This is a genomic window from Rahnella sp. CJA17(1/100) (genome assembly GCF_963881615.1).
In the GTDB taxonomy this organism is placed as follows: Bacteria; Pseudomonadota; Gammaproteobacteria; order Enterobacterales; family Enterobacteriaceae; genus Rahnella; species Rahnella aceris.
Map to the genome: position 1 here is coordinate 147,422 of NZ_CAWOJA010000001.1, position 24,617 is coordinate 172,038.

The following is a 24,617-nucleotide window of genomic DNA, read 5'->3' on the forward strand; positions in this document are numbered from 1 at the left end:
GAGTTTAAAAACTGCTTAACATATTGGTTTCAATCCATGTCTGCCCGCAACCCGGCTTATGCCGGAAAAACAGACAACATCAGTACGCTAAATCACCTGCACCACCAGCGTGCAATTGCGCTATTTTGGGGTATTTTGCGGGTGCTAGTGCAAACGCTTTCGCTGATGACTCGACGCCGTTTGCTGCACTTGTCAGCATTTTCCGCTGGTTTCCACCCCTATCTCAAAAATAACCGTTCATATATTCATCATTTAGCCAGAAATTTTTAGGGATTTAAAATGGGCGAAACCCCCAGGAATGTTCTTTTACAAAGGGGATTGTCTGGTTATTCACTGCGCAAACTGAACATTCATCCTGATTTGGTTAACAAAATGTTTTTTTATGTTTGTTTGTTGTAACTCACAGTCTGTGTAAATGCCTGATGGTTATATTGACGTCAAGGAAAGGAGTTGCCAAATTGATAGCCCCAAGGAAGACCAGTGATTATTTCCGGTAAGATTTTGTAAAGACAGCTTTACAGATCGAAGGAAAAAAATGGCAGTTCACCATGCTCTGGTTGGACTTATTGCAGCACACGAGCAAACACAGTCACCCGCAAATAAAAATAAAGGGTGACGTGAGCTGTATACACAACACACACATCCACATCACCATTAATCGATGGAGCAGAAGCGATGACAATCTCTTTAGGTAAGTCGGGGCTACTGAAATTCAGTATGGGCCTGATTGCGCTGACCGTTGCGGCCAGTGTCCAGGCAAAAACGTTAGTGTATTGCTCTGAAGGTTCACCTGAAGGCTTCAACCCTCAGTTGTTCACCTCTGGCACCACGTATGACGCAAGCTCCGTGCCTATCTACAACCGTCTGGTTGAGTTCAAGATCGGGACCACTGAAATCCAGCCGGGTCTGGCTGAGAAGTGGGACGTGTCTGCTGATGGCAAAACCTACACTTTCCATCTGCGCAAAGGCGTGAAGTGGCAGGACAACAAGGAATTCAAACCGACCCGTGATTTCAATGCGGACGACGTCGTGTATTCCTTCGAACGTCAGCTGGACAAAAATAACCCATACCACGGCGTTTCCGGCGGCAGCTACGAATACTTCGAAGGCATGGGCATGGGCGATCTGATCAACAAGATCGTGAAAGTGGACGACAACACCGTGCAGTTCGTGCTGAACCGCCCGGAGTCTCCGTTCCTGGCTGACCTCGCGATGGACTTCGCTTCTATCCTGTCTGCGGAATACGCTGACAACATGCTGAAAGCGAAAACCCCTGAGAAAGTCGACCTGGATCCGATCGGTACCGGTCCGTTCCAGCTTCTGCAATACCAGAAAGATTCACGCATTCTCTACAAAGCTTTCCCGGGCTACTGGGGCACCAAGCCGCAGATCGACCGTTTAGTCTTCTCCATCACGCCTGACGCTTCCGTGCGTTACGCGAAACTGCAGAAAAACGAATGCCAGGTGATGCCATACCCGAACCCGGCTGACATCGCGGCGATGAAGAAAGATAAATCCATCAACCTGATGCAACAGCCTGGCCTGAACGTGGGTTATCTGTCCTTCAACGTTGAGAAGAAACCACTGGATGAAGTGAAAGTGCGTCAGGCACTGACCATGGCTGTGAACAAAAAAGCCATCATCGATGCGGTTTATCAGGGTGCTGGCCAGCCGGCTAAAAACCTGATCCCACCAACCATGTGGGGCTATAACAAAGACGTTGTGGATTACGAATACAATCCTGAGAAAGCCAAAGAGCTGCTGAAAGAAGCCGGTCACGCAGACGGTTTCGCTATCGACCTGTGGGCGATGCCGGTACAGCGTCCGTACAACCCGAACGCACGCCGTATGGCTGAAATGATCCAGGCTGACTGGGCAAAAATTGGCGTGAAAGCCAACATCGTGACTTACGAGTGGGGCGAATACCTCAAGCGTGCTAAGAACGGTGAGCACCAGTCTGTGATGATGGGCTGGACCGGCGACAATGGGGACCCGGATAACTTCTTCGCCACCCTGTTCAGCTGTGCAGCGGCGAAAGACGGTTCCAACTACTCCCGCTGGTGTTACAAGCCGTTTGAAGATCTGATCCAGCCAGCCCGTGCTGAATCTGATCACGCCAAACGTGCCGCGCTGTATCAGCAGGCTCAGGTTGTGATGCATGACCAGGCACCTGCGCTGATCATCGCTCACTCCACCGTATACGAACCTGTTCGCAAAGAAGTCAAAGGGTATGTCGTCGATCCGCTCGGCAAACACCACTTCGAAAACGTCTCAATGGAGTGATCGCTTACTGAATAACCCGGGAGCTGCGTTGTGTGGTGCTCGCAATCTTCGCCTGCCTGAAGGTATGTCTTGATTGCTGTGCTCCTCCGCCTTGCTCGCGGGCCATTCAGTACAGCCTTGATTCTCAAGAAAGAAATGTGAGCCACAATAAGCCCGGCGAGCTACGGTTCGCCGGGCATTTTATACAGAGAGTACGGGATATGTTGCAGTTCATACTCCGACGTCTGGGGTTAGTTATCCCAACGTTTATCGGCATTACTTTGCTGACTTTTGCCTTCGTACACATGATACCAGGCGACCCGGTCACCATCATGGCAGGCGAACGCGGTGTTTCCCCCGAACGTCACGCCCAGCTGATGGCAGATATGGGGCTCGACAAGCCTCTTTACCAACAATATTTCCACTACGTGAACGGTGTGCTGCATGGCGACCTGGGCACGTCCTTAAAAAGCCGCACCCCTGTCTGGCAGGAATTCGTACCGCGCTTCAAAGCAACACTGGAACTGGGCATCTGCGCGATGATCTTCGCGATCATTGTCGGTATTCCGGTGGGTGTGCTGGCGGCGGTAAAGCGGGGATCGATATTCGACCACACGGCTGTGGGGATCTCGCTGACCGGCTATTCGATGCCGATATTCTGGTGGGGGATCATGCTGGTGATGCTGGTCTCGGTGCAGCTTAATCTGACGCCCGTATCGGGGCGAATAAGCGATACCGTCTTCCTGGATGACAGCCTGCCGCTGACCGGCTTTATGCTGATCGACACGCTGTTCTGGGGCGAACCGGGTGATTTCGTGGATGCCGTGATGCACATGATTTTACCGGCCATCGTACTGGGCACCATTCCGCTGGCGGTGATTGTGCGTATGACCCGTTCTTCCATGCTGGAAGTGCTGGGCGAAGATTACATCCGTACCGCGCGTGCCAAAGGCGTCAGCCGTATGCGGGTGATCGTCATCCACGCGCTGCGCAATGCGCTGTTGCCGGTGGTGACCATCATTGGTTTGCAGGTCGGTACGCTGCTCGGCGGTGCCATCCTGACCGAAACCATCTTCTCCTGGCCGGGACTCGGCCGGTGGCTGATCGACGCACTCCAGCGCCGCGACTATCCGGTCGTGCAGGGCGGGGTGTTGCTGGTCGCTACTCTGATCATCGTGGTTAACCTGCTGGTAGATGTGCTCTACGGCGTGGTCAACCCGCGTATTCGCCACAAGAAATAAGGGGCGCACAATGTCTCAAACCACTGAGCCGGTCGCTAACGAGTTAGTGACGGCTGCGCCAGTGCCGATGCCGCCTTTGCGCGAATTCTGGCATTACTTCAAGCGTAACAAAGGGGCCGTTGTCGGCCTGGCTTACATCATTATCATGCTGGTCATTGCGATTGGCGCGAACGTGATTGCACCACATCTGCCTGCCGAACAGTTCCGTGACGCGCTGCTGCGTCCGCCGGTCTGGATGGAAGGCGGGAGCTGGAAATTCCTGCTGGGCACCGACGACGTCGGCCGCGATATTCTGTCGCGTCTGATGTACGGCGCGCGTTTATCGCTGCTGGTCGGTTGCCTGGTTGTCGTACTGTCGCTGATCCTCGGCGTGGTGTTCGGTCTGTTTGCCGGTTACTACGGCGGTGTGGTTGACGCCATCATCATGCGTGTGGTCGATATCATGCTGGCCCTGCCAAGCCTGTTGCTGGCACTGGTGCTGGTGGCGATTTTTGGCCCATCGATTGTTAACGCCTCGCTGGCGCTGACCTTCGTCGCCTTACCGCACTATGTCCGTTTAACCCGTGCTGCGGTGCTGGTGGAAGTGAACCGCGACTATGTGACCGCTTCGCGCGTGGCCGGTGCCGGTTCTGCCCGTCAGATGTTCATCAATATTTTACCTAACTGCTTAGCGCCGCTGATCGTTCAGGCATCGCTCGGCTTCTCCAACGCCATCCTTGATATGGCAGCGTTGGGCTTCCTCGGTATGGGCGCACAGCCGCCAACGCCGGAGTGGGGCACCATGCTGTCGGACGTCTTACAGTTTGCTCAAAGTGCCTGGTGGGTCGTGACCTTCCCCGGCGTGATCATTCTGCTGACGGTGCTGGCATTTAACCTGATGGGTGATGGCCTGCGTGATGCCCTCGACCCTAAACTTAAGCAGTAAGGGGTTGGAGATGGAAACAACATTAACGAATGATGTTCAGGTCGGCAAAACGTTGCTGACCGTGGATAAACTCTCCGTTCACTTTGGTGACGAAGGGACGCCGTTCCGCGCCGTAGACCGTATCAGTTACAGCGTGAAGCAGGGCGAAGTGGTCGGGATTGTCGGTGAATCCGGCTCCGGTAAATCGGTCAGTTCACTGGCGCTGATGGGGCTGATCGACTTCCCCGGTAAAGTGATGGCTGAAAAACTCGAGTTTGGTGGCCGTAATCTGCAGGGCATCAGCGAAAAAGAACGCCGCCAGATTGTCGGTGCCGAAGTCGCGATGATTTTCCAGGATCCGATGACCAGCCTGAACCCGTGTTACACCGTCGGTTTCCAGATTATGGAAGCCATCAAGGTGCATCAGGGCGGCAACAAAAAGACCCGTCGTCAGCGAACCATCGATTTGCTGAATCTGGTCGGTATTCCGGATCCGGCTTCGCGTCTCGACGTCTATCCGCATCAGCTTTCCGGCGGGATGAGTCAGCGCGTGATGATCGCAATGGCGATTGCCTGTCGCCCGAAATTACTGATCGCCGATGAGCCAACTACCGCGCTCGACGTGACCATTCAGGCGCAGATTATTGAACTGCTGCTCGATCTGCAACAACGCGAAAACATGGCGCTGATGCTGATCACCCATGACCTGGCACTGGTGGCCGAAGCCGCGCAGCACATTATTGTGATGTATGCCGGACAGGTAGTGGAATCGGCAAAAGCCACGGAAATCTTCCGTGCGCCACGCCATCCGTATACGCAGGCGCTGCTGCGCTCACTGCCGGAATTCGCCGCAGATAAAGCGCGTCTGCAATCCTTGCCGGGTGTGGTGCCGGGTAAATATGACCGTCCTAACGGCTGTCTGCTGAATCCGCGTTGCCCGTATGCAACCGATCTTTGCCGTAAAGAAGAACCTGCGCTGCGTGACCTCGCGAACGGGCGTCAGTCGAAGTGCCATTATCCGCTGGATGATGCCGGGAGACCTACTTATGAGTCCTGATAACACCCAACCGCAGCCGCTGTTGCACGCGATTGACCTGAAAAAACATTACCCGGTGAAGAAGGGCATCTTCGGCCAGGAACGCACGGTGAAAGCGCTCGACGGCGTGTCGTTTACCCTCGAACGCGGTAAAACGCTGGCGGTGGTGGGGGAGTCCGGTTGTGGTAAATCCACGCTGGGCCGCCTGCTGACCATGATTGAAGTGCCGACCGGCGGTGAGCTGTATTACCGCGGGCAGGATTTGCTGAAACCTGATGCGACGGCGGAAAAGCTGCGCCGTCAGAAGATCCAAATCGTGTTCCAGAATCCTTACGGATCGCTCAACCCGCGTAAGAAAGTCGGGCAGATCCTCGAAGAACCTTTGCTGATCAACACCAAACTTAGCCGCGAAGAACGTCGCGAAAAAGCCCTGGCGATGATGGCGAAAGTCGGCCTGAAAACTGAGCATTACGACCGCTATCCGCACATGTTCTCCGGCGGCCAGCGTCAGCGTATTGCTATCGCCCGTGGTCTGATGCTGGATCCGGACGTGGTGATCGCTGATGAACCGGTCTCCGCGCTCGACGTTTCCGTGCGTGCGCAGGTACTGAACCTGATGATGGATTTGCAGCAGGATTTAGGGCTGTCGTACGTCTTCATCTCCCACGACTTGTCAGTGGTGGAACACATCGCTGACGAAGTGATGGTGATGTATCTGGGACGCTGCGTGGAGAAGGGGCCGAAAGACGCCATCTTCAGCAATCCGCGTCATCCGTACACACAGGCGCTGTTGTCCGCGACACCGCGTCTGAACCCGGACGAACGCCGTGAACGCATCAAACTGACCGGCGAGCTGCCAAGCCCGCTGAATCCGCCAGCCGGTTGCGCGTTCAACGCCCGCTGCCGCCGTGCGTTCGGCACCTGCAAACAGTTCCAGCCGCAGCTGAAACAGTACGGCGATCAGCTCGTCGCCTGCTTCGCTGTCGATCAGGATGAAACCGGTACGACGCAGACCGTTGCGTAATACCGGCTGAACAGCTGATATGAGAAAGCCCGCGAAAGCGGGCTTTTTTGTGTCTGTATTAAACGCCTTTACTCAGTGGATGTGCAGGCAGATATACACAGTGCTATATATTTGGTTATGGCGTACTATTTTTAATACACCCTTTCATCCCAAATGCTATACCCCGTCGTACCCGCAGTATGATGAGTTGCGATGATAGACTGGTAATTAAATGAGATCACTTCAAAAGATTGCGTGTCATGACCTGGAATATTCTCCGGGTCATAAGATGAAATATGGCATAGGGTCGCTTGGGTTAATCTGACAGTATAATATTTTTCTTGTTTCCCGGTATTGGAGGTTCTGTATTTATCCAGAATCACTTCCATTTCTTCATTGGTAGAAACACCAATCATCAGTAATGGTGATGATTTATCTATTGGTTTCTTAATAATCAATGGGTGATGATTAACGTTTTGTTCCCGACTAATATCATGATCAGCAGAGTAGACAAGTATCTGATCCTCATGACCTGCCTGATATCGGTTGCCAATAGAATCATAGGCTGAACAACCCGCTGAAATGAGCCCCTGATTCTTTCCTTTTATCGTTAAGTATAAGTTGTTAGCCATATTAAACATCCCATGTTTTCCTTTGATGTTCTATTCAAAACCTTTCTGTTGATCTCCGCAACAAAACATACGGCTCCGGACTTTCCCTGAAAATACCCCTTTCGTTTACTTTAACCGATAATAATACCCACCATGGTGCCGCGTAATGCATTAATTAACAGGGTGTTTTTTATTATTATCTGTGCCACGTAACCTGATATATGCTTTTGTGGTTCTTTCATAATTTTTAGAATTTTACAATTCAGATCAATATATTGTTATAAATTCGTATTAGTGTAAGGGTCAGGCATGATTACATGAGTGAATCATTACCGAAGTTTAATTTATTTTTATATGGATAGCTCTTATGCATTCTTGTTATGAATTGCTCATTGAGCTGCATGCTTTCATGAAAAAGGAATTTACATGTCGCCGATCAGATTACCCGCTGTTATTTACGCTACGCAACCAGGTCATAAGACTCGGGATGATTTGAATTATGGTGATATGACCGAGCACGAACTTAAGACCGTTTACGGTCTTGATGATGTATCAGCTAAAGTGAATCCCTATAATTTTACCCGGAAGAGCGAAATATCGCTTACTCCTTTCATGGATTACAGCGCGTTTAATTTCCCGACTTCCTCTGTTACTGACCCCTTCGACCATGATCCAGCTTTGTTCCGGCGTTTACACGACGAAATGTTGAATACCCTTAACCGGCAGCAATGTTCCGATATTCTGTTTGATGAAATGATGGCGTTGTCTAAGCCCTTTGCTTTATATGGTGCTTATAGCGAACTTATTGTGAAAATGATAAATCATTTACAAGGTAACAGTGGCACCGTTTTCAGGAATTATCTTTTGAATAAGGCATTGAAAGATCAGATTGACCATGATTTTTCTGCTAGTAGCAGTTTGAGAAGAATTAAATTTTTTCTGATTAAAAATATTGATTGGAAGGAAAAAGTATTACATGAAGAATCTAGATCGTTGTTAACCTCTGAGATAGGTTTCGGGAAAGTTCCAAAATTTAACAGAATGAAGGACAAAATTAATGGAATGGGAATTACAGTTCATGATACCTATGCCACTCAGATAACATTAAAGTCACTTTCTATCAATGATAGCGAATTCAAAGCATGTATTAATTATAAATCTCAGGATCATTTTGGTCTGGATAAAGATGATATCCTTAAAATGAAATTTCACTCTCTCCGATTTTTCAGGATTTGGTTTGTTTTGCAACGTTACGAAAAGTTTGCATTCCGACCTTTTGTGACTGAAATGGAAGCGGAAATTTGTCTGTCAGGAGGGAAACCATGAGAATGAAGAAGTTGATATTATGTGCTCTGTGTATTTTAATATCATCTTGCTTACTTTTTTTCAGAGAACCAGAAATTATATTTGTGCTAAATAAAGAAGGGGTAACCGATATAGTCGTTAAAAAATTCCCAATAACCAAAATTGGAAGAATATCGTGGTGGAAAGATAATAAGCTTGTTCTTAAAGATAAATACGGCATACCTAAGCGTGATAAAAATGGTGTGTACTTTATTGCGATTTGGGATGGAAGTGAGGGATTTAAAAAAACAGCTGAGGCTGATAATCCATCCTGGTATTCTTTCTCCGGAAATGATCTCTTCTGTTTCGATGAGATTAAGTCAGAAAATAGATGTGTGGAGCATATTATCCTGATGAAAATCATCAGGATAAAAGAGGGGGAAGTTGATTGCATTATAGACGGTGATTATATTAAGTAGTGAAAGGGATAAGCATCTTTTAGTAACGTGGCCCTTTAGTCCTTACTCTAACTGACTAAAATGGAAATGGAAATGGAAATGGATCTTCAGAAAAGCAGACACATGAAAAAAATCATACTCACCATCACCATTTTGGGTGTTCTAATAGCTACTTACTTAAATTTTTTTAGAAAACCTGAGGTTGTTTTAGTACATAATGTAAAAGAAATGACTGTAATAGTGGTAAAAGATTTTCCGTTTACGCAAACAGGTAGGCTCAGATGGTGGAAAGAAAATGAGAGAGTTGTAAAAGAAAAGTATCATATCCCAAAGCGTGCTGATGGCGGCGTTTACTATATCGCTATTCTGGATGTAAATCATGGGTTTAAAAAAGTATCAGAGGCGGATTATACATCGTGGTATTCACTGTCTAAAGATGATCTTTTCTGTTTCGATGAAATAAAATCAGAAAGAAGATGTATTGAAAAAAATGTTCTTATGGAGATAACGGTCGGACTAGATGGAAGTATAGGGTATATTTTTGAAGGAGGGTATGTTGATTAATGCGGCGTTTAGGTATACCTACACACCATCATACTTTAACTCTTTTCTTGAGTGATTTATTAAATGAAAATAGATATATCTGTCATTTTAAATTCAATGAAAAAGAAGGTAATTCTAGTCTCTGTTCTGTGTGTTGTAATATCAGCGTGCTTTTTTATATTTAGAAAAACAGAAATAATATTTGTACACCATGTCAAAGGGGATACGGACATTGTCGTCAGAAATTTCCCACTGACTCAGGTAGGTAAAATAATTTGGTGGGAAAATAATAAAGATAACCCTCTAATAAAAAATGAGATATCTGATGTTGATGAATACGGTAATTATTTTGTAGGGATAGAAGATATTGGTGTGGGTTTTATAAGAGTGTCAGAGGCAAGATTTTCATCATGGTATTCGTTTGCAAAGAATGATCTAATTTGCTTTGATGAAATAAAATCTGAAAGGAGATGCATAGTGAAAAATAATTTAATGATGATCCACAACAGTAGGGATAATAAAACAGACTACTATATAGACGGGGATTCAATAAAAAAATGATAAGGATATTTTTACGCCATTGTATTCAAGGGATTGGAAAATTAGTGATGAGCAAAAAAACATGACAGTGTGCGTTCTACTTGCAGTACTTTATCTGTTCCAATTTTCCACCAGAAATCCTGAAATTATTCATGTAGTTCAAAATGTAGCCACAATGGATATTGTGGTTAAACAACCTCCTCTGAGCCAGAAAGGTAAAATCATATGGTGGGAAGCTCACGAAGCGGCTATTGAAAAAAAATATGGATCCCCCAGGCGTGGTGAAAATGGTTTTTATTACGTCAGTATTTTAGATGGCGGAAATGGCTTCAAGAAATTATCAGAAAATAATTCAAATTGGTTTTCTTTTTCTCACAAAAATCTTTATTGTTTTGATGACATAAAATCAGAAGAAAGGTGTTTTGAGAATGAAATCCTAATGACGGTGATTTACGATGAAAGTAACAAAGTCTCATATTTAATAGATAATGATGAAATATTGAAAAAGTAAAGAAATGAATAATAAAAATTTATTTGGTGGCAATGATTTTAAGAAGAGCAAGATGCTTACCCTAATAGTGAAGCTTAATATCGAACCATGGTAACTCCAAAAAGAAAGCGATTAAATTCACGACAATGCATATCAGGAAAATGGACTTAATGGATATTATTCTCTTAGATAAGGCAGATGTTTCTTTTTCTGGAGGTATTGGATGAAACAAAAGTACGCCTTCATCATTATATTCATGATGATTTTATTCATTTACTTCTTTTTTATGAGAAAAACGAGAGTTATCTATGTTCATGAAGATGAATATAATACCGTTATCGTTGTTAGAAATTTCCCAATTACCCAATGGGGCAAAATCTTCTGGTGGGAAAATAACAAGGAATTTATTAAAGAAAAATATGGTGTCCCAAGAAATTATAATAAGGGTGATTACTCCATAGCTATATTGAATGAAAGTGATGGGTTTAAAAAGGACACTGAAGCTAATTTCTATTGGTTTAGCTTTGAACATACCGATCTCTATTGTTTTGATGAAATTAAGTCAGAAAAAAGATGTGTGGAAAAAAATATTTTAATGAATATTCAAAATGGAATGGATAAGAAAATATTCTATTATATAGACGGGAAGTTAATAGTAAAATGATAAGGATATTTTCGAAGATGGATCTGTTGATTAGCAATGCACCATTATTTTCTTCTTTGATGCGCTGAGATTTTTATCCTATCACCCTGACGTGATTTTTTGTCGGCATCCGTTGATAAGGAAATGCAATTTTGACAATGTAGATCAATAATTAATTTAATAGTCGTATTAATGTGGTGAGCAATCATCGCATGCGTTGATTTACCTCTGTAATTAACAATGTTTTTATATGGTTAGATTTTTTATATATGCGCTATGAATAACTATACCACTGCGTTCTTTTAGAGGAGATGACTATGTCTCAGATATCATTACCGTCCCTTATTTATTCGACTCCGCCCGGAAAGAAATCCCTGGATGATTTAAATTATGGTGACCTGACAGAGCAAGAACTCAAATCCATTTATGGTCTTGATGATGTATCATCGAAAGTGAACCCTTATAACTTTACTAAGAAAAGTGAAATATCGTTTACACCGTTCACGGATTACAGCGCGTTTAATCTTCCGTCTACCTCTATCATTAACCCGTTTGATCATGATCCTGCTTTGTTTCGTCGCATGCATGAAGAAATGCTGAATACACTTAACCGGCAGCAATGCTCCGATATTCTGTTTGATGAGATGAGAAGCTTGTCACGTCCTTTTGCGTTCTATGGAATTTATAGTGAGCTTATTGTGAAAATGATAAATCATATGCAAATGAACAGTGGCATGCCATTTAGAAATTGGCTTTTAAATAGGGCGCTTAAAGATCAAATTAGCTATGCCATGTCAGGATCCAGCAGTTTAGACGCTATACGTTTAGCACTAAGAAAGTGGATTGATTGGGAGAATGAATCATATCCTCAGATAATGAAATATGAATTAAATAAATCAATTGAAAGAAGTACACTTCCAAAGTTTAACAGATTAAAAGATAATTTTAATGGAATGGGAATAACAGTTCACGACACTTTCGCTACGCAAATAACCTTGAAATCCCTCTCCATTTCAGACAGTGCTTTTAAAGCGGTTATCAATTATAAAGTTCAGGATCATTTTGGGTTAGATAAGATTGATATATCGAAACCAACATTCAAAGCTTTGCGTTTTTTTAGAATTTGGTTTGTCTTGCAACGGTGGGAAAAATTTGGGTTTAGACCATTCGTGACAGAAATGGAAACAGATGTGGATATTTCAGGAAGTAGAGAATGAGCAAGCATAAATTGGGTTTAATAATTTTTTTAACAGTGCTGATCGTTTTTTTGAGTGTTATAAGAAAACCTGAGATTATGCTTGTTCAGCAAGATGATAACTTTACGGATATCGTCGTTAAAAACTTCCCGCTTACACAGTTTGGAAAAATGATGTGGTGGAAAAATAACAGGGCTATCATAAAGGAAAACTACAACTCACCACGGCCTGATAAATACGGGAACTATCATATAGTCATTTGGGATGGAAATGATGGGTTTAGGAAGATGCCTGTCGGTTCGACATTCCTTAGTTCGGGTACTCATGATCTCTATTGTTTTTCGGTGCCAGACTCCCGGGAAAGCTGCATTGAAAAAAATATAGTGATGGAAATACAAAACTGGAGAAATGGTAAAACAATGATCCGTATCGGTAATGATGAAATAATACAGTCACCACAGAACGAATGATGCATTCCATTCTGTGGTGATGAGTATTGCTCCCTTACCCTTTATGACTTGCCCACCAGCTCAGCAGTTGCAGGGTGGAAGAGTAGTAATCGTCTTTCGGTGCCAGGTTCGGGCTGATGGCGCCAGCGTTGGCCATGGTGAAATCGCGCACGGCTAATAATCCCGGTGACATGTTGTAGCCCGCTTTGGTGCCGGTCATGACATCAATCCAGGCGGGTGTCGCGTCACGCGGTGATTTTTGCCACCACAGAATAAACGGTGCCAGTTGCGGGCTGCCGGGATGCGCCCAGCCGAGATACAGCGGGATACGCACGGCATCGTAACTGAAACGCGTTGGCCAGCGGCTGGCCGGTTTCAGGGTGCCATCGGCCTGCATATCGACCCAGTCCGTCGGTAAGCGGAATTCACCAAACGCCATTTTACTGAGCATCGCGGTGCTGCTTTCATCCAGATCTTTCCACACTTTCAAATGGCTGTGCGCATAAAATGCCTGCCAGGCCGGGAAGATGAAATAGGACGGATTGACGGTCACGTTGCTGGTCTGATTGAAACCCTTCACGCCCGGCAGCATCACTTTGTAACCGGCGTAATCAATCACATTGTATTTGATCAGCGCCGTCTGCAATTTTTCAGAGGCTTTGGTGTAACGGCTGTCGTTCCACTTATCACCCGCCAGCAACAGCGCCCAGGCCATCAGCGTATCGCCATCAGAGGCGTTGTTGATATCTGCCACATGCGGGGTGCTGTTCGGGTCATACCGCCATGAATACAGGCCGATATCTTTGCGATAGAGCGTCGTGTTTGCCCACTGCCACAGCTTGTCGAACGTCGCCTGATCGTCATTGAACACCGCCAGCAGCATACTGAAACCCTGACCTTCGGTGTGACTGACGTTTTTATTGGCGGTATCAATGATTCGTCCATCTGGCATCAGAAAGCGACTTTTATACGCAGACCAGCCAGCATCCTGAGCCATTACAGCGGAACTGAAAAACGCGAAAATAAGGCCGAACCACAGCACCAGGCTGTAGCGCCGAAATAACGACATAGAGATTCCTTACAAACCATTTTGATAACGGAAAACGAATGCGCCTTCCTGTGTGCTTTCCTGCCAGCGCAGCGGAACATAGGGTTGCCCGCCTTGTGATAACAACCACTCAGCATACAGTCCTTCAAACAGGGCGATGAGCGCAATAGGCCACAACGCATCATCCTGCCCTTGCGGTGATGCCGGCCAGGCAATGTGCACCAGCGCCAGTTGTTGCGAAGTCGCTTCCAGCTTCACGACACCCCAGTCAAAACGGCTGAGAATATGGTTGATATTGTCTTCCAGTTCGCCAAGGGTCGCAGAGGCGGGAAGCGGATGCTGGCGTGCCAGGTTATTGCCCATCAGGGTCAGAAAGCGGCGACCGTCTTCGTCATCGGCGGACGCCAGAATACCTGAAAATAGCACCTGCACCAGGCTTTGCCAGCCGGGTGTGGTGTGGCGCTGGCGGTAATATTCCTGCGCGACCTGAGTATAGTTATGTTCTTGCATGGTTTTATTTCACCGCGATTAATTTTGGCCCATCAGATAACGGAAGTAGACCTGCGCTTTACTTTCGTTGTAATCGCCGAAAGTATCGTAGCCAACCTGCCCGCCAATCTGCATGCTTTTGTTCAGATGATAGTTGCCGCCGACGCCCGCATTCCAGCCGATGCCATTTTGCGTTTTACCGCTGTAATAAGCTTCTGTGCCGTAGCCCTCAGCCACCAGATCTTCCAGTTGTTTCTGCAGGTCCGGGTTATTCGGGAAGTAGGCGCTCTTATCCTGCGAATAAGACTGATAGCCCACCGCGCCGGACAGTTTCAGATCCCAGTCGTCATATTTCTGGGTGTATTCCACCGGGAAGGAGACGCTGACATAGTTTTGCGGGCTGAAGTAACCGCCCTGACCGAAGCTGTAATAGCTGAGGTTTTTGTCGAAATCCATGTAACCGACGTTGATGCCGGTTTTCAGTTCACGATCGTCATAACGGAACGGACGTACATACAGACCGGCATTGGCGTTCACCGATTTGTTGCTCTTCACGTTGTTACCCAGATAGCTGTAATAACCCGCTTCGGCGTAAAAACCAGCGTCGCCATCGTCGTACGACAGATTGACACTGCCGCCGTTTTTAGTGACCTGACCCCATTCCTTGCCGCTGTAATTATCTTTGGTGCCGACGTAGGACAGAATACTGTCAGTGACGGCACGACGCTCAGCCGTCACGCGCAGGGTGGTGAAGTCAGTCAGTTTCGGTGCCCATTGCACGCCACCGACCAGCGAGTTCAGATCCTGCCCGAGCGGCGTACTGCCGATATCGGCTTTATAGCTGTCACCGGTCAGCGCAGCGTTCACTTCTACGCCGGTTGCGCTTTGATTGCCTGCGGCTGGCGCTGCGTAAGTCGTTGGATCCGTACCCGTAATGGTGTTGTAGGCCACGCATTGATCGGAGGTTGCGTTAGCTGACGTACAGTTGGTGCTGGAATTCGCCGCTGCAGCCGCCTGCAATTTGGCAAAGGTGCTGTAGCTGGCGATATCCAGACCCGCCGCTGCGGCTGCGGCGGCGACATCTTTCTGCGCCGACTGTGCTGCAGCCAGTGCGCCCTGACCGAAGCGGGAATTGCCGGTACCGGACGGACTGCCTGCGCTGAGGGAAACCGGCGTGACGCCAATACTCAGACGGGACGTATCAAACGGCACGAAGGCAAAGGTCATCGGTGCTTTGGCTTCGGTCAGCTGGCTGAGACCGCTTTCGCCGTCACGGCCACGGATCGACATATCACCCTGCGCCCAGGTCGCGGTCTTGCCCTGCAACTCGTCGAGCATGTCGTCGATCTGTTTTTCCGTGGCATTACGCTGTGTGACCGCTGTCGGTTCGGTCGTTGCCGCCGGAATATTTCCCGGCGTGGAAACCTGGTCTGATACCTGCCACGGCAATACGGCACCGTAAGAAGATTGTGTCGCCGGTCGTGAGGCGGAGGTGCGTGTTGAGCGGTTGATGAACGGGTTGTCGCTGATCTGCAATCCGGCCACCTGCGCCTGACTGTCTGTGCCTTCCAGCCCGATCATCTTGCCCTTCGCAGAACGCAGTAACGCCAGCGCCTGCTGATGATCGCCCTGTGCTTCGGCGACGCGCGCTTCGAGTAACAGACGGTCCGGCGTACGCGGTCCGCGCAGGCCTTCCATCAGCGTTTTAGCACGCTGGTTATCGCCTTCGCCCAGCGCAACGTTAATCGCACCGACGCGTGCATCCTGTGTCGGTGTGTCGTTGCTCATCAGGTAGTTATAGACCTGACCGGCTTGTTTATTGAGTTTTCCGGACTGATACAGGCGCGCCATCGCCAGCATCAGGTCACGGTTCTGCGGGTCAGCCTGCAACGCGACGACCAGTTTGTCGTAGGCCGCTGCGTACTGACCCTGTTCGCGCAACTGATCAGCCTGGGTGATCACGAAACCGTTACGCAGGCTCGCCAGCGCTGTCGGTGAAGTGCCGGACTGGATTTGTGGATTTTGCAGGAAGGCTTGCGCCTCATTGCTCAGACCGGCCTGATTCAGCACGCTGACCTGATCGGCGTAATCCCCGGCATTGCCGGTGACGCCCTGACGCATATTCTGGCGAACCAGTTGCACCGCCAGCGGAAGCTGACCGGCCGCCGCCAGGTTTTTCGCCAGCGCGCCGACATCCGCAGGCGCGGCTGGCGGATTCTGTGCCAGCGCACGCAAGGTGTTGGACGCGGCGGCGGCATTGCCCTGTTGCAGATAGCTTTCGGCATCGGCCATTTGCGCATTGAAGTTGGCGCGCTGCGCCAGTTCACGCATCCCCTGATTCTGACTGCTGCGCGGAATACGCGAGAGCAGGGCGTTGGCGGTTGACCAGTTTTTGGTTTCTGACGCGAACAGGGCCGCGGCGTACAGATCGGCAGAAGAGGCACCCGGACGCGCAGACGGCGCCATGATTGACTGTGCCTGCGCGGTCTGTCCCTGCGATTGCAGGATGCGCGCCATATCCAGTTTCACCCAGACATTTGACGGCTGACGTTCCCGTGCCTGCTGAAGAATATTCAGTGCGCGCTGCGGATCGTTGTTCGCTACGGCCTGGGCGGCCTGACGGCGCATTGGCTCGATAACATCTGCCACGGTCGGCGGGTTCATTTTGGCCTGAATCCCGGCTGGCAGCGTTTTCAGCACCTGACTGGCTTCGGCGGTTTTGTTCTGCTGACGCAGCACGTAATACAACCCGGCGCGGGCATCGGCATTATCGCCCAGCGCGCTGTATTGCTGCTCAGCCCCGGCCAGATCGCCTTTGCGGCGCAGAATATCCGCACGCAACAGGCTGGCCGACTGACCTTTCTCACCACCGACCTGCGTCAGCGGAGTGACGGCCGCCAGTGCGGCGTCGTAACTGCCGGAACCGGCGGCGTCTTTGGCTTTCGCCAGCTGGGCGTAAAACGCGGAATCCTGTGCCTGATTGCTCAGCTGGGCGCTGTTCGGGCCGCCCTGTGCGGCAGCTTTGCTCAGATACTGTGACGCCTGCTCAAAGTTACCGCTGCGCTGCGCGATATAACCGAGACCGGCCAGTGCATCGGCGTCATTCGGGTTATCGGCCAGTACGCTTTCAAACTTAGCTTTCGCGCTGTTGACGTCGCCGCTGTTCAGTGCCGTGAAGCCCTGACCTTTCGCCGCGCCGCCGATGTTTTTCTGGAAGTAAGTCATCACGCCGGTGTCGTTCGGGTGACGCGCCTGATAGCCCTGATAAAAATCACGGTCAGCTTCCTGCGGCGTCATCCACAATAATGCCTGACGTAATGAGCGGTCGGCTTCGGTGCTGGAACCGGCCATCGTGCTCAGTAATTTTATACCGTCGCGGCGGGTGGATTCCTGATACGTCAGCACCTTACCCAGACCAAGGCGCGCCTGCGTATCGTCAGGACGCGAGGCGACACGCTGTTGTAACCCGGCAATGGCCTGCGGCTGGAGCGACTTGTCGCCCGCCATCGTCAGATAGTATTCGGTCGCCAGGCTGTCGAGTGGCTGGTTGCCGTTAAAGATCGTGCGGTACGCCGAAAGCGCACCGCTGACGTTGCCCTGCGCGGCCATCTGGCGGGCAGAAGCCAGCTGAGCCGGCGGGATTGACTGCATGGCTTTGGCGCTGTTGAGCGATGTCAGACGCGGATCGTCCGGCGAGGCAGCGGCCAGTTTTTCGCGCCACTGACTGGCTGCGGTTTTATCGCCACTTTGCATGGAATACAGCGACATCAGGTACAGCGCCTGCGCATTGTCTGGCTCAACCAGCAGCACTTTCTGTAAGGCGTCTTTCGCCAGATCGTCATGGGCGCGTTCATGCCAGTAAGCGGCCTGATCAAACAACGCTTTCATGGCAGGATTGGTGGTATCCGCTGCAAAGGTGGCGGCACTAAAACTCGCTACTCCGGCGATCCCTACCAGATAAATAGCCCTGATCACCGCCAGGGACAGTTTATGTTTCTTCATTTTCCAGCTCCGGTAATCGCCAGAGAGTCGCCGCCCGAAATCGGGGCGATCTTCATTGTTTTTGTTTTAAAGCCGATGCTTTTCATTTCTGACCCAGACGTTTGGCCGCGTGACGACGCAGGACAACGAACAGGCTCAGGCCAACCACCAGCGAAAGCAGGGTCGCAATCAACGACAGGATCACGATGTGTTTGCTGGCATACCAGAGCACCATCATGTACCACGGCATTTGCCCGGTCGGGAATTGCTGACCCACTGAGAAGCTGCGGATGCCATTTTCATCGGTAATAATCGCCAGATCGCCGCGCACGTTGGCGTTGATTTTGGGTGATTTCAAATCGTTATGGATTTTCAGCAACTGCTGATCGTCTGTACCGGTTGCCAGCACGACCACATGGTCGGCAGACCAGCGCGAACGGTAGCTGACGAAGCCACGCCATGCGCCGGTTGAGGACAGATAACGGTCTGCATCGACCGGCTGGCGGTACCAGTCGCCGGTCAGCCAGGCGACAACGCGCTGCATTTCGGTCGGCGTTTTTACGCCCATTGAGCCACCGTTGATGCTGAAAGGAGAATCCGCGAGTAACTGCTGGTTGAATGGCGTGTCGCCCAGCGTGGTGACGGCCAGAATATCGCGGTCAAACAGCGGGTTATTTTGTTCATCACCGTTCAGGCCGAAGGCCACCTGCACATGATTCACCGGCATGCCTGTGGCTTTACCGGCGCGTGAGGCCAGGTTCAGCAGGGTGTGGATTTCATCCGCCGTCGGCGTTTGCGGCAACAGCATCAAGGTGTCGGAGAAATCAGCCAGTTTGGAGTACGGATAAGACGCGCCGACGAAATACGACAGGTTCGGCAATTGGGCGAAGTGGTAGCTTCCGCTCAGATCGATGAAAGATTTTGGATCGATACGGCTCTTAATATTGTCGCTGGTCAGAATGCTGCACGGCGCATCTTTTTTCGGCTTGATGTCGAAATAGAATTGCAACTGGTTGTCGCCGTAAATCAGGTAGGGCGCGAGTTGCAGCGTGTAGCGTTCCTGACGGCTGTCACCGCCCAGGCGACGCCAGATATTTTCCACCAGACCCACTTTGTTGACGGTCAGGCTGCGCAGGAAGTTGCTGTTGATGGAGACGTTGAGTCTTGAACTGTCTTCATCAATCCAGTTTTCGGTGGGGAAACGGTAATCAATGCGCACCGGAATATTGTGTCCGTCCCACATGAACAGATCTGGCGCAGCGCGGAAGGCGACCTGAATGCCGTCGTGATAAATGCCGTTTGAAATCAGCGAATCTTGATCTTTACCCGCCAGTTCACCCAGCGTCACCGGCCGTGAGGTGTCAATCCAGCGCGGCGCGTCATACGGTTTGCTGGACGGAATGGTTTGCTGGGCCACATCCAGATGGTCGGTATTGTTCGGCATCCCGCCACTGATCAGGCGATACGCTGCCTGACGCAGTTGGTTATCGTCATTACCGAGTACCAGCAGCAGCTTGTAAACAGGATTGATCGGGTTATCGATAATCTGAATCGATGCGCCGTTGCTCGCCGGCAACGTCAGTGAACCGATTTTATCTCCCGGCTTGCCGAACAGAATGCCATTCTGATCCGGCAAATCATTCAGGATGACCGGGAAATCGACGCTGCGATAATCGGACAACATGCCGAGGTAAGAAGAGACCATCGCCGCAGCGCTGATATCGCCCGGTTTCATGGCAGCAGAGAAGCCCATGGTGATTTTGGACTCCTGCATCTGCAGGCCATCAAAGAACGGACGCGGGAAGTTACCCAGATTACGGCCAATATTCAGTTGCTGACCTTCCAGCCCGATGCTGGTGGTGGGCAAAATAGTGACCCAATATTTATCCGACTGATCTTTCTCGCAGGTCATGGTGTTGCTGTCATGCACGCGGAAGCTCAGGTTGTTGTTGGATACCACCATGGCTGCCGGAATATCGAGATCGTAAACATCGCCGCCGTTGCTGCTCTGATTCAGCGGCAGGTTACCCAGCGGCTGGCCGTTGAGCATCAGTTCGAGTGTGGTATCGCGGGCAATCAGCGCCGGAGAAATTTTCAGTGCCAGCGACAGGTGCGCGTTGGTCACCACTTCATCGGCAGGCAGGGTGAAAATGATACCGGACTGCAACTGGCCGCCGCTGAGCGTCAGCCCGTTCGGCTGGCCCATTTCGGCAACGGTGACGTTGCTGGTCACCGGCTGAACCAGCGGCATTACCGGCGCAGGGGCAGCGGAAGGATCGGCAGTTACATCAGGCATCGCCGGGCTGTTATTCACCGGCGTGGTATCCGTCTGTGGTGCATCTGCGGCCGGGGCTGGCGTTGTGTCACCGGCTGGCGCCGTTTCACCCGGCATCGGCATGACCGGCGGTAGCCATGACGGCGCGGCTGGCAGGCTGGTTGCCGGATCAACGGCCGGTGCCGGCGCGTCTTCCGCCTGTGACAACGGCAGACTGCTGAACGTCAGCAACAAACCGGTGGTGATTTTTCTGAACAGGGATGTGCCCCGCGCAGCCAATAAACGGCGCTTACTCATGAGGTTATAAGGTCGGTTCATGCTGCTTCACTCTTGCTGGTGGCGTCAGCGGGTTTATTTTTAGCACGGCGTTCCTTCCACGTGTTATAGAACAACTCGAACACGCAACGGATGATGCTTACCAGCGATCTGAACGGGCTATCCGGCGGGTATTCTTCGCCAATCCAGGCGTCAGCACGGCATAAGACCACGCGAACCAGCTCGCGGCGTTTCGATAACGGCAGGTTTTCAAATTGCAGACGCAACCGCTCTTTGTCTCCGCTGATTTGCGTCACCGGGAAACTTTCCGCGCCGGAAGACAGCTGAATTTCTACTTCTTCAATTTCTTCATCCAGATAGCGCACGTCCGGCGTCACCAGCTGCACACCGCCCATCGACATATCGATAGTGGTGGTGCGCAGTGAAATACCATTGGCGTAATGAATAATCGCCGGGATGGCCACATCGATACGGATAGTTTTACGCACCTGACGGGTTTCTTTCGCTACTGCAATCGCTGCCAGCAAAATCAGCACACTGAAACTGCCCCACGCGATATTCAGCGCAATAACGTTTGGGTCGATGGCAAAGTAATTGTGGAAAATGGCGCGCACGATGCCGTAACCGATGCCGATAATCATCAGGATGGCGACAATCAGGTGAGGTTTGACGATGTTGAAGTCGAAGAACCCGACGTCCAGCAAACCGCCTTTATCCGTCACGTTAAACTTGCCGCGTTTGGGTGCGAACATCGTTACCAGCGTGGGCAGGATCAGGTGGAAGGCCATCACGGTCTCGTAAATCTCACCCCAGAAGGTGTAGCGGAAACGCCCGTTCATGCGGGAGTTGATGTACAACGACATCACCAGGTGCGGCAGCGCGTAAGCAAAAATCAGGCTGGCGGACGAGGAAATAATGTTCAGGTTGAACAGCAGAAACGCCAGCGGTGCGGTCAGGAACACCACACGCGGCAGACCAAACTGGAAGTGCAGCATGGCGTTCAGGTAACACAGGCGTTGCTGCCATTTCAGACCGCGGCCGAGCAGCGGATTATCCACCCGGAAAATCTGCGTCATGCCGCGCGCCCAGCGGGTACGCTGAATGACGTGCAGACCCAGACGTTCGGTCGCCAGACCGGCTGCCAGCGGGATATCCAGAAACGCGGTATTCCAGCCACGACGCTGCATTTTCAGCGCGGAGTGTGCATCTTCGGTAACCGTTTCAACCGCAAAACCCCCCACTTCTTCCAGGGCCACACGGCGGATAACCGCACAGGAGCCGCAGAAGAACGTCGCATTCCAGTTGTCGTTACCTTGCTGAACCGGGCCGTAGAAAAGGGCACCTTCGTTGGGCATGGTGCGGCCCGCAGACAAGTTACGTTCAAACGGGTCAGGTGAATAGAAGTAGTGCGGTGTCTGGATCAGCGCCAGACGCGGGTCTTTCAGGAAGCTGCCGACCGTCGCCTGCAGGAACGCGCGGGTGGCCACGTGGTCACAGTCGAATACGCAAATCAGCTCGCCTTTGGTGAGTTTCATTGCATGGTTCAGGTTGCCGGCTTTGGCATGGGAGTTGTCGTTACGGGTGATATATCCCACGCCGGCGTCAGCGGAGAACACCGCAAATTCGTCCCGTTTACCGTCATCCAGAACATAAATTTTGATTTTGTCTTTCGGATAATCGATGCACTGCGCCGCCAGCACGGTGTCACGTACTACGTCGAGACTTTCGTTATAAGACGGAATATACACATCGACGGTTGGCCACAGCGTGGTGTCATCCGGCAAAGGTTCGATGGTGCGTTTTAATGGCCAGGTGGTTTGCAGATAACCCAGCAACAAAATTAGCCAGACATACAGTTCGGCAAGGAATAAGCCGATCCCTAAAATAGCTTCTATTGTTGAATTAAAATGCAGCGTTTCCGTCGCACGCCAGTAAATATAACGCGTCGACATCATGACGGACATGATGACCATCACCACGCTAATCCGTCGGCTTTTACTGATGCCAAGCAGGAATAACAGACCGATGCTGATCAGGCCAAAAATGTACTGCTTCTGGCTGTCCATCGGGGTAATGATGATGACTGCTGCCACCGGCAGCAGCAGAAGTACAAGGAGAGAAAACAGGAATTTATTCATCGCTTTTGGGGTCGCTGTTAACAGTGATAGCTAATAACTGCCAGATTTAGGCGCGGCGTGTAATTCACCATCACCGACTTTAATCCCTAAAATGGCGGCGACTTTTTTGCTGATCAGTTCAATATCAAATGCCGAAGCCGATACCGGACTGAAATCAATAATAGAGCGCTGCGAGGCATTGGCCTCTGGCACGCATTCATCCCTGTGGATTGTGCCTAATAATCTTTCATTTAAACGCTGTTCGAAAAATTGGGTGACGTCGCGGCTTAATGTCCGGCGGGTGTCACTTTGGTTAACAACATAATATTCACCCAACTTGTTATTCAAAGGGGTGCCAATTAATTTGTTTTTTTCCATTAAGGGTAATAAAGATAATGATGCGGTGTCGGCCAGCATCACCACCACATGTAAATCAGCAATGGCCTGAACGGCTTTTAATGCCGGACTCGGGCCGGGAGGAAAATCCGCGATAATAATTAATCCCGGATAATTCAGGACGGTATTTAATCCGCGCTGTAAAAAATGCGGATCGCTGGCAAGCTGATGTTCGAATTCCAGCCGCTGATCTTCCGTCACTTCGCCATAAGGTAAGACAAACGTATTGGAACCCGCTTTCAGGATGAACTGGCTCCAGTCGGATTCATTACCTGAACCGGCGACAAAACCGCGGGTATCGGCAATAGGCACACCGAAATGAAGGCGAAGGGCGTTCTGCACATCAAAATCGATGACCAGCACTTTACTGCCACTGCGGGCAAGCGAATAGGCCAGGTTGGAGGCCACCGTGGTTTTTCCTACCCCACCTTTCGGTGAACAAACGCAAACTAACGGCATGAGGCAATCATCTCTAACAGGGGTTGAAGCGGTGTGTCGCGATGTAAATAAGCGCTGGCAGGCTGCGGCGCTCGCTGTTTAAACATTTGTTTAAAGCGCTGGTTAACCTCAGCAGACGCCGGGGATGCGGGCACCACTGGCACTGGATTTTGTACCGGCGGCTGGTGGTAAACCGGCGCGGCGGGGTGTTGTTCTGGCTGAGGCGTCTGAACCTGCGCAGGTGCAGGCTTTGAAGGCGCTTCGGGCATTGCTTTACGCAATGAATCGAGTAAACCTGAGCCGCTGTCAGGAATGACTGACTGGGCGTGCAATGTCGGTGCTGTATGAACAGGCTGATGTTGCGCGGGCTGCACGGACACGGGGGCTGGCTGAACGGGTGCGGACGGCAGCGTTTCGCGCAGGGCATCAAGCAGACCAAAACCGGCTGGCGGAGGAGTAACCTCCGAAGACATCGGCGTGGCTGGTGTATGCATAACAGGCTGTGCGGCAGAAGCATGCGGTTTCTGCTGCTCATTGACAGACTGAGAAGCAGAAAGCGAAAACTCGTCCGCAGAAATAGATTGTGGCGTTGGCTGCGTGGTACGGCCGTTATCAAGTGGACCGGCAGGCTCTTCGCTGGCTGAGACTTGTTTAATCAACGTCCACTGATTCATTGAACCTGTTATGGATTCTCCCGTTGATTTTTCATTAAGCTCTTTATAATCAAGATTTTCCAACTTCGTCTTATCCATAAAACGTTTAATGTCATCATATTTATTCATAAATCCCGCCCGATAGGATTATATATTTCGGTGTTTTCTGGACGTCAAAACGACTGTGATTGGCCGTTAACAAAGAGTGTAAAAAGATGAATATTTTTAAAGTTTTATGTGGGAATAGGACTCGTCTTAATATATCAGTTCTTTTACAGCATAGA

General features: G+C 50.1%; 22 protein-coding genes. 14 read left to right on the forward strand and 8 right to left on the reverse strand.

The features are described from left to right. Window positions 1-36: 36 nt before the first annotated feature. From AACU55_RS00715 to dppF, 6 genes are all read left to right on the forward strand, one after another. Complete coding sequence (locus AACU55_RS00715; RefSeq protein WP_134706489.1) at window positions 37-270, forward strand: hypothetical protein; 234 nt, start codon at window positions 37-39, stop codon at window positions 268-270. A gap of 405 nt (window positions 271-675) precedes the next feature. Continuing rightward, on the forward strand, window positions 676-2,283 hold the full coding sequence (gene dppA, locus AACU55_RS00720) for a dipeptide ABC transporter periplasmic-binding protein DppA (RefSeq protein ID WP_037033811.1): 1,608 nt from the start codon (window positions 676-678) through the stop codon (window positions 2,281-2,283). Between the two features lie 200 nt (window positions 2,284-2,483). Next, entirely contained in the window at window positions 2,484-3,503 is a 1,020-nt protein-coding gene (gene dppB, locus AACU55_RS00725; RefSeq protein ID WP_013573445.1) for a dipeptide ABC transporter permease DppB, read from the forward strand. Between the two features lie 10 nt (window positions 3,504-3,513). Beyond that, window positions 3,514-4,428 (forward strand): dipeptide ABC transporter permease DppC, encoded by a 915-nt coding sequence (gene dppC, locus AACU55_RS00730; RefSeq protein WP_013573446.1) that lies wholly within the window; start codon window positions 3,514-3,516, stop codon window positions 4,426-4,428. 10 nt (window positions 4,429-4,438) lie between these two features. Continuing rightward, on the forward strand, window positions 4,439-5,464 hold the full coding sequence (gene dppD, locus AACU55_RS00735; RefSeq protein ID WP_013573447.1) for a dipeptide ABC transporter ATP-binding protein: 1,026 nt from the start codon (window positions 4,439-4,441) through the stop codon (window positions 5,462-5,464). Then, window positions 5,454-6,467 carry a dipeptide ABC transporter ATP-binding subunit DppF gene (gene dppF / locus AACU55_RS00740; RefSeq protein WP_037033810.1) on the forward strand — a complete coding sequence of 338 codons (1,014 nt, stop codon included), beginning with the start codon at window positions 5,454-5,456 and terminating at the stop codon, window positions 6,465-6,467. Before dppD ends, dppF begins: the two co-directional genes overlap by 11 nt. A gap of 131 nt (window positions 6,468-6,598) precedes the next feature. On the opposite strand, the gene AACU55_RS00745 is transcribed toward dppF, so the two are convergent. After that, the gene (locus AACU55_RS00745; protein WP_134706490.1) at window positions 6,599-7,078 is read right to left on the reverse strand and encodes an Hcp family type VI secretion system effector; all 480 of its coding nucleotides are present in this window, start codon (window positions 7,076-7,078) and stop codon (window positions 6,599-6,601) included. A gap of 405 nt (window positions 7,079-7,483) precedes the next feature. Here AACU55_RS00745 and AACU55_RS00750 point away from each other — a divergent pair, with 405 nt between their 5' ends. The 8 genes from AACU55_RS00750 to AACU55_RS00785 all read left to right on the forward strand — a co-directional run bounded on the left by AACU55_RS00750 (window position 7,484) and on the right by AACU55_RS00785 (window position 12,681). Beyond that, on the forward strand, window positions 7,484-8,383 hold the full coding sequence (locus AACU55_RS00750; RefSeq protein ID WP_134706491.1) for a DUF3289 family protein: 900 nt from the start codon (window positions 7,484-7,486) through the stop codon (window positions 8,381-8,383). Then, window positions 8,380-8,820 carry a DUF943 family protein gene (locus AACU55_RS00755; RefSeq protein WP_134706492.1) on the forward strand — a complete coding sequence of 147 codons (441 nt, stop codon included), beginning with the start codon at window positions 8,380-8,382 and terminating at the stop codon, window positions 8,818-8,820. The genes AACU55_RS00750 and AACU55_RS00755 overlap by 4 nt, the downstream gene beginning before the upstream one ends. Before the next feature lie 72 nt (window positions 8,821-8,892). Continuing rightward, complete coding sequence (locus AACU55_RS00760; protein ID WP_167686161.1) at window positions 8,893-9,363, forward strand: DUF943 family protein; 471 nt, start codon at window positions 8,893-8,895, stop codon at window positions 9,361-9,363. Window positions 9,364-9,426: 63 nt separating this feature from the next. Next, on the forward strand, window positions 9,427-9,903 hold the full coding sequence (locus AACU55_RS00765; protein ID WP_134706494.1) for a DUF943 family protein: 477 nt from the start codon (window positions 9,427-9,429) through the stop codon (window positions 9,901-9,903). A gap of 61 nt (window positions 9,904-9,964) precedes the next feature. After that, on the forward strand, window positions 9,965-10,393 hold the full coding sequence (locus AACU55_RS00770; RefSeq protein ID WP_240785669.1) for a DUF943 family protein: 429 nt from the start codon (window positions 9,965-9,967) through the stop codon (window positions 10,391-10,393). A 202-nt stretch (window positions 10,394-10,595) separates the two neighbouring features. Then, entirely contained in the window at window positions 10,596-11,036 is a 441-nt protein-coding gene (locus tag AACU55_RS00775) for a DUF943 family protein (protein ID WP_134706496.1), read from the forward strand. A gap of 296 nt (window positions 11,037-11,332) precedes the next feature. Beyond that, window positions 11,333-12,232, forward strand: coding sequence for a DUF3289 family protein (locus AACU55_RS00780; protein WP_134706497.1), 900 nt, complete (start codon window positions 11,333-11,335; stop codon window positions 12,230-12,232). After that, window positions 12,229-12,681, forward strand: coding sequence for a DUF943 family protein (locus AACU55_RS00785; protein WP_134706498.1), 453 nt, complete (start codon window positions 12,229-12,231; stop codon window positions 12,679-12,681). Before AACU55_RS00780 ends, AACU55_RS00785 begins: the two co-directional genes overlap by 4 nt. Window positions 12,682-12,715: 34 nt before the next feature. Here AACU55_RS00785 and AACU55_RS00790 read toward each other — a convergent pair whose 3' ends face one another. The 7 genes from AACU55_RS00790 to AACU55_RS00820 all read right to left on the reverse strand — a co-directional run bounded on the left by AACU55_RS00790 (window position 12,716) and on the right by AACU55_RS00820 (window position 24,462). Next, window positions 12,716-13,729, reverse strand: a complete 1,014-nt coding sequence (locus tag AACU55_RS00790; protein ID WP_037033808.1) for a glycosyl hydrolase family 8 — start codon at window positions 13,727-13,729, stop codon at window positions 12,716-12,718. Between the two features lie 9 nt (window positions 13,730-13,738). Next, window positions 13,739-14,218 carry a cellulose biosynthesis protein BcsD gene (bcsD, locus tag AACU55_RS00795; RefSeq protein WP_134706499.1) on the reverse strand — a complete coding sequence of 160 codons (480 nt, stop codon included), beginning with the start codon at window positions 14,216-14,218 and terminating at the stop codon, window positions 13,739-13,741. A gap of 18 nt (window positions 14,219-14,236) precedes the next feature. Further along, the gene (locus AACU55_RS00800; protein ID WP_037033804.1) at window positions 14,237-18,199 is read right to left on the reverse strand and encodes a cellulose biosynthesis protein BcsC; all 3,963 of its coding nucleotides are present in this window, start codon (window positions 18,197-18,199) and stop codon (window positions 14,237-14,239) included. Between the two features lie 82 nt (window positions 18,200-18,281). After that, complete coding sequence (gene bcsB, locus AACU55_RS00805) at window positions 18,282-20,771, reverse strand: cellulose biosynthesis cyclic di-GMP-binding regulatory protein BcsB (RefSeq protein WP_013573455.1); 2,490 nt, start codon at window positions 20,769-20,771, stop codon at window positions 18,282-18,284. Beyond that, complete coding sequence (gene bcsA / locus AACU55_RS00810) at window positions 20,768-22,867, reverse strand: UDP-forming cellulose synthase catalytic subunit (protein WP_134706500.1); 2,100 nt, start codon at window positions 22,865-22,867, stop codon at window positions 20,768-20,770. The genes bcsB and bcsA overlap by 4 nt, the downstream gene beginning before the upstream one ends. 30 nt (window positions 22,868-22,897) lie before the next feature. Continuing rightward, the gene (gene bcsQ / locus AACU55_RS00815; RefSeq protein WP_013573457.1) at window positions 22,898-23,701 is read right to left on the reverse strand and encodes a cellulose biosynthesis protein BcsQ; all 804 of its coding nucleotides are present in this window, start codon (window positions 23,699-23,701) and stop codon (window positions 22,898-22,900) included. Further along, window positions 23,692-24,462 carry a hypothetical protein gene (locus AACU55_RS00820; RefSeq protein WP_134706501.1) on the reverse strand — a complete coding sequence of 257 codons (771 nt, stop codon included), beginning with the start codon at window positions 24,460-24,462 and terminating at the stop codon, window positions 23,692-23,694. Before AACU55_RS00820 ends, bcsQ begins: the two co-directional genes overlap by 10 nt. Between the last annotated feature and the right edge of the window lie 155 nt (window positions 24,463-24,617).

Coding starts and splice junctions, on each gene's coding strand:
- AACU55_RS00820 (WP_134706501.1), bottom strand. CDS start 24,462: ATGAATAAATATGATGACATTAAACGTTTTATGGATAAGACGAAGTTG.
- AACU55_RS00715 (WP_134706489.1), top strand. CDS start 37: ATGTCTGCCCGCAACCCGGCTTATGCCGGAAAAACAGACAACATCAGT.
- AACU55_RS00785 (WP_134706498.1), top strand. CDS start 12,229: ATGAGCAAGCATAAATTGGGTTTAATAATTTTTTTAACAGTGCTGATC.
- AACU55_RS00790 (WP_037033808.1), bottom strand. CDS start 13,729: ATGTCGTTATTTCGGCGCTACAGCCTGGTGCTGTGGTTCGGCCTTATT.
- dppC (WP_013573446.1), top strand. CDS start 3,514: ATGTCTCAAACCACTGAGCCGGTCGCTAACGAGTTAGTGACGGCTGCG.
- dppA (WP_037033811.1), top strand. CDS start 676: ATGACAATCTCTTTAGGTAAGTCGGGGCTACTGAAATTCAGTATGGGC.
- dppB (WP_013573445.1), top strand. CDS start 2,484: ATGTTGCAGTTCATACTCCGACGTCTGGGGTTAGTTATCCCAACGTTT.
- AACU55_RS00760 (WP_167686161.1), top strand. CDS start 8,893: ATGGAAATGGATCTTCAGAAAAGCAGACACATGAAAAAAATCATACTC.
- bcsD (WP_134706499.1), bottom strand. CDS start 14,218: ATGCAAGAACATAACTATACTCAGGTCGCGCAGGAATATTACCGCCAG.
- AACU55_RS00775 (WP_134706496.1), top strand. CDS start 10,596: ATGAAACAAAAGTACGCCTTCATCATTATATTCATGATGATTTTATTC.
- bcsB (WP_013573455.1), bottom strand. CDS start 20,771: ATGAACCGACCTTATAACCTCATGAGTAAGCGCCGTTTATTGGCTGCG.
- dppD (WP_013573447.1), top strand. CDS start 4,439: ATGGAAACAACATTAACGAATGATGTTCAGGTCGGCAAAACGTTGCTG.
- AACU55_RS00750 (WP_134706491.1), top strand. CDS start 7,484: ATGTCGCCGATCAGATTACCCGCTGTTATTTACGCTACGCAACCAGGT.
- bcsA (WP_134706500.1), bottom strand. CDS start 22,867: ATGAATAAATTCCTGTTTTCTCTCCTTGTACTTCTGCTGCTGCCGGTG.
- bcsQ (WP_013573457.1), bottom strand. CDS start 23,701: ATGCCGTTAGTTTGCGTTTGTTCACCGAAAGGTGGGGTAGGAAAAACC.
- dppF (WP_037033810.1), top strand. CDS start 5,454: ATGAGTCCTGATAACACCCAACCGCAGCCGCTGTTGCACGCGATTGAC.
- AACU55_RS00755 (WP_134706492.1), top strand. CDS start 8,380: ATGAGAATGAAGAAGTTGATATTATGTGCTCTGTGTATTTTAATATCA.
- AACU55_RS00745 (WP_134706490.1), bottom strand. CDS start 7,078: ATGGCTAACAACTTATACTTAACGATAAAAGGAAAGAATCAGGGGCTC.
- AACU55_RS00800 (WP_037033804.1), bottom strand. CDS start 18,199: ATGAAGAAACATAAACTGTCCCTGGCGGTGATCAGGGCTATTTATCTG.
- AACU55_RS00770 (WP_240785669.1), top strand. CDS start 9,965: ATGACAGTGTGCGTTCTACTTGCAGTACTTTATCTGTTCCAATTTTCC.
- AACU55_RS00765 (WP_134706494.1), top strand. CDS start 9,427: ATGAAAATAGATATATCTGTCATTTTAAATTCAATGAAAAAGAAGGTA.
- AACU55_RS00780 (WP_134706497.1), top strand. CDS start 11,333: ATGTCTCAGATATCATTACCGTCCCTTATTTATTCGACTCCGCCCGGA.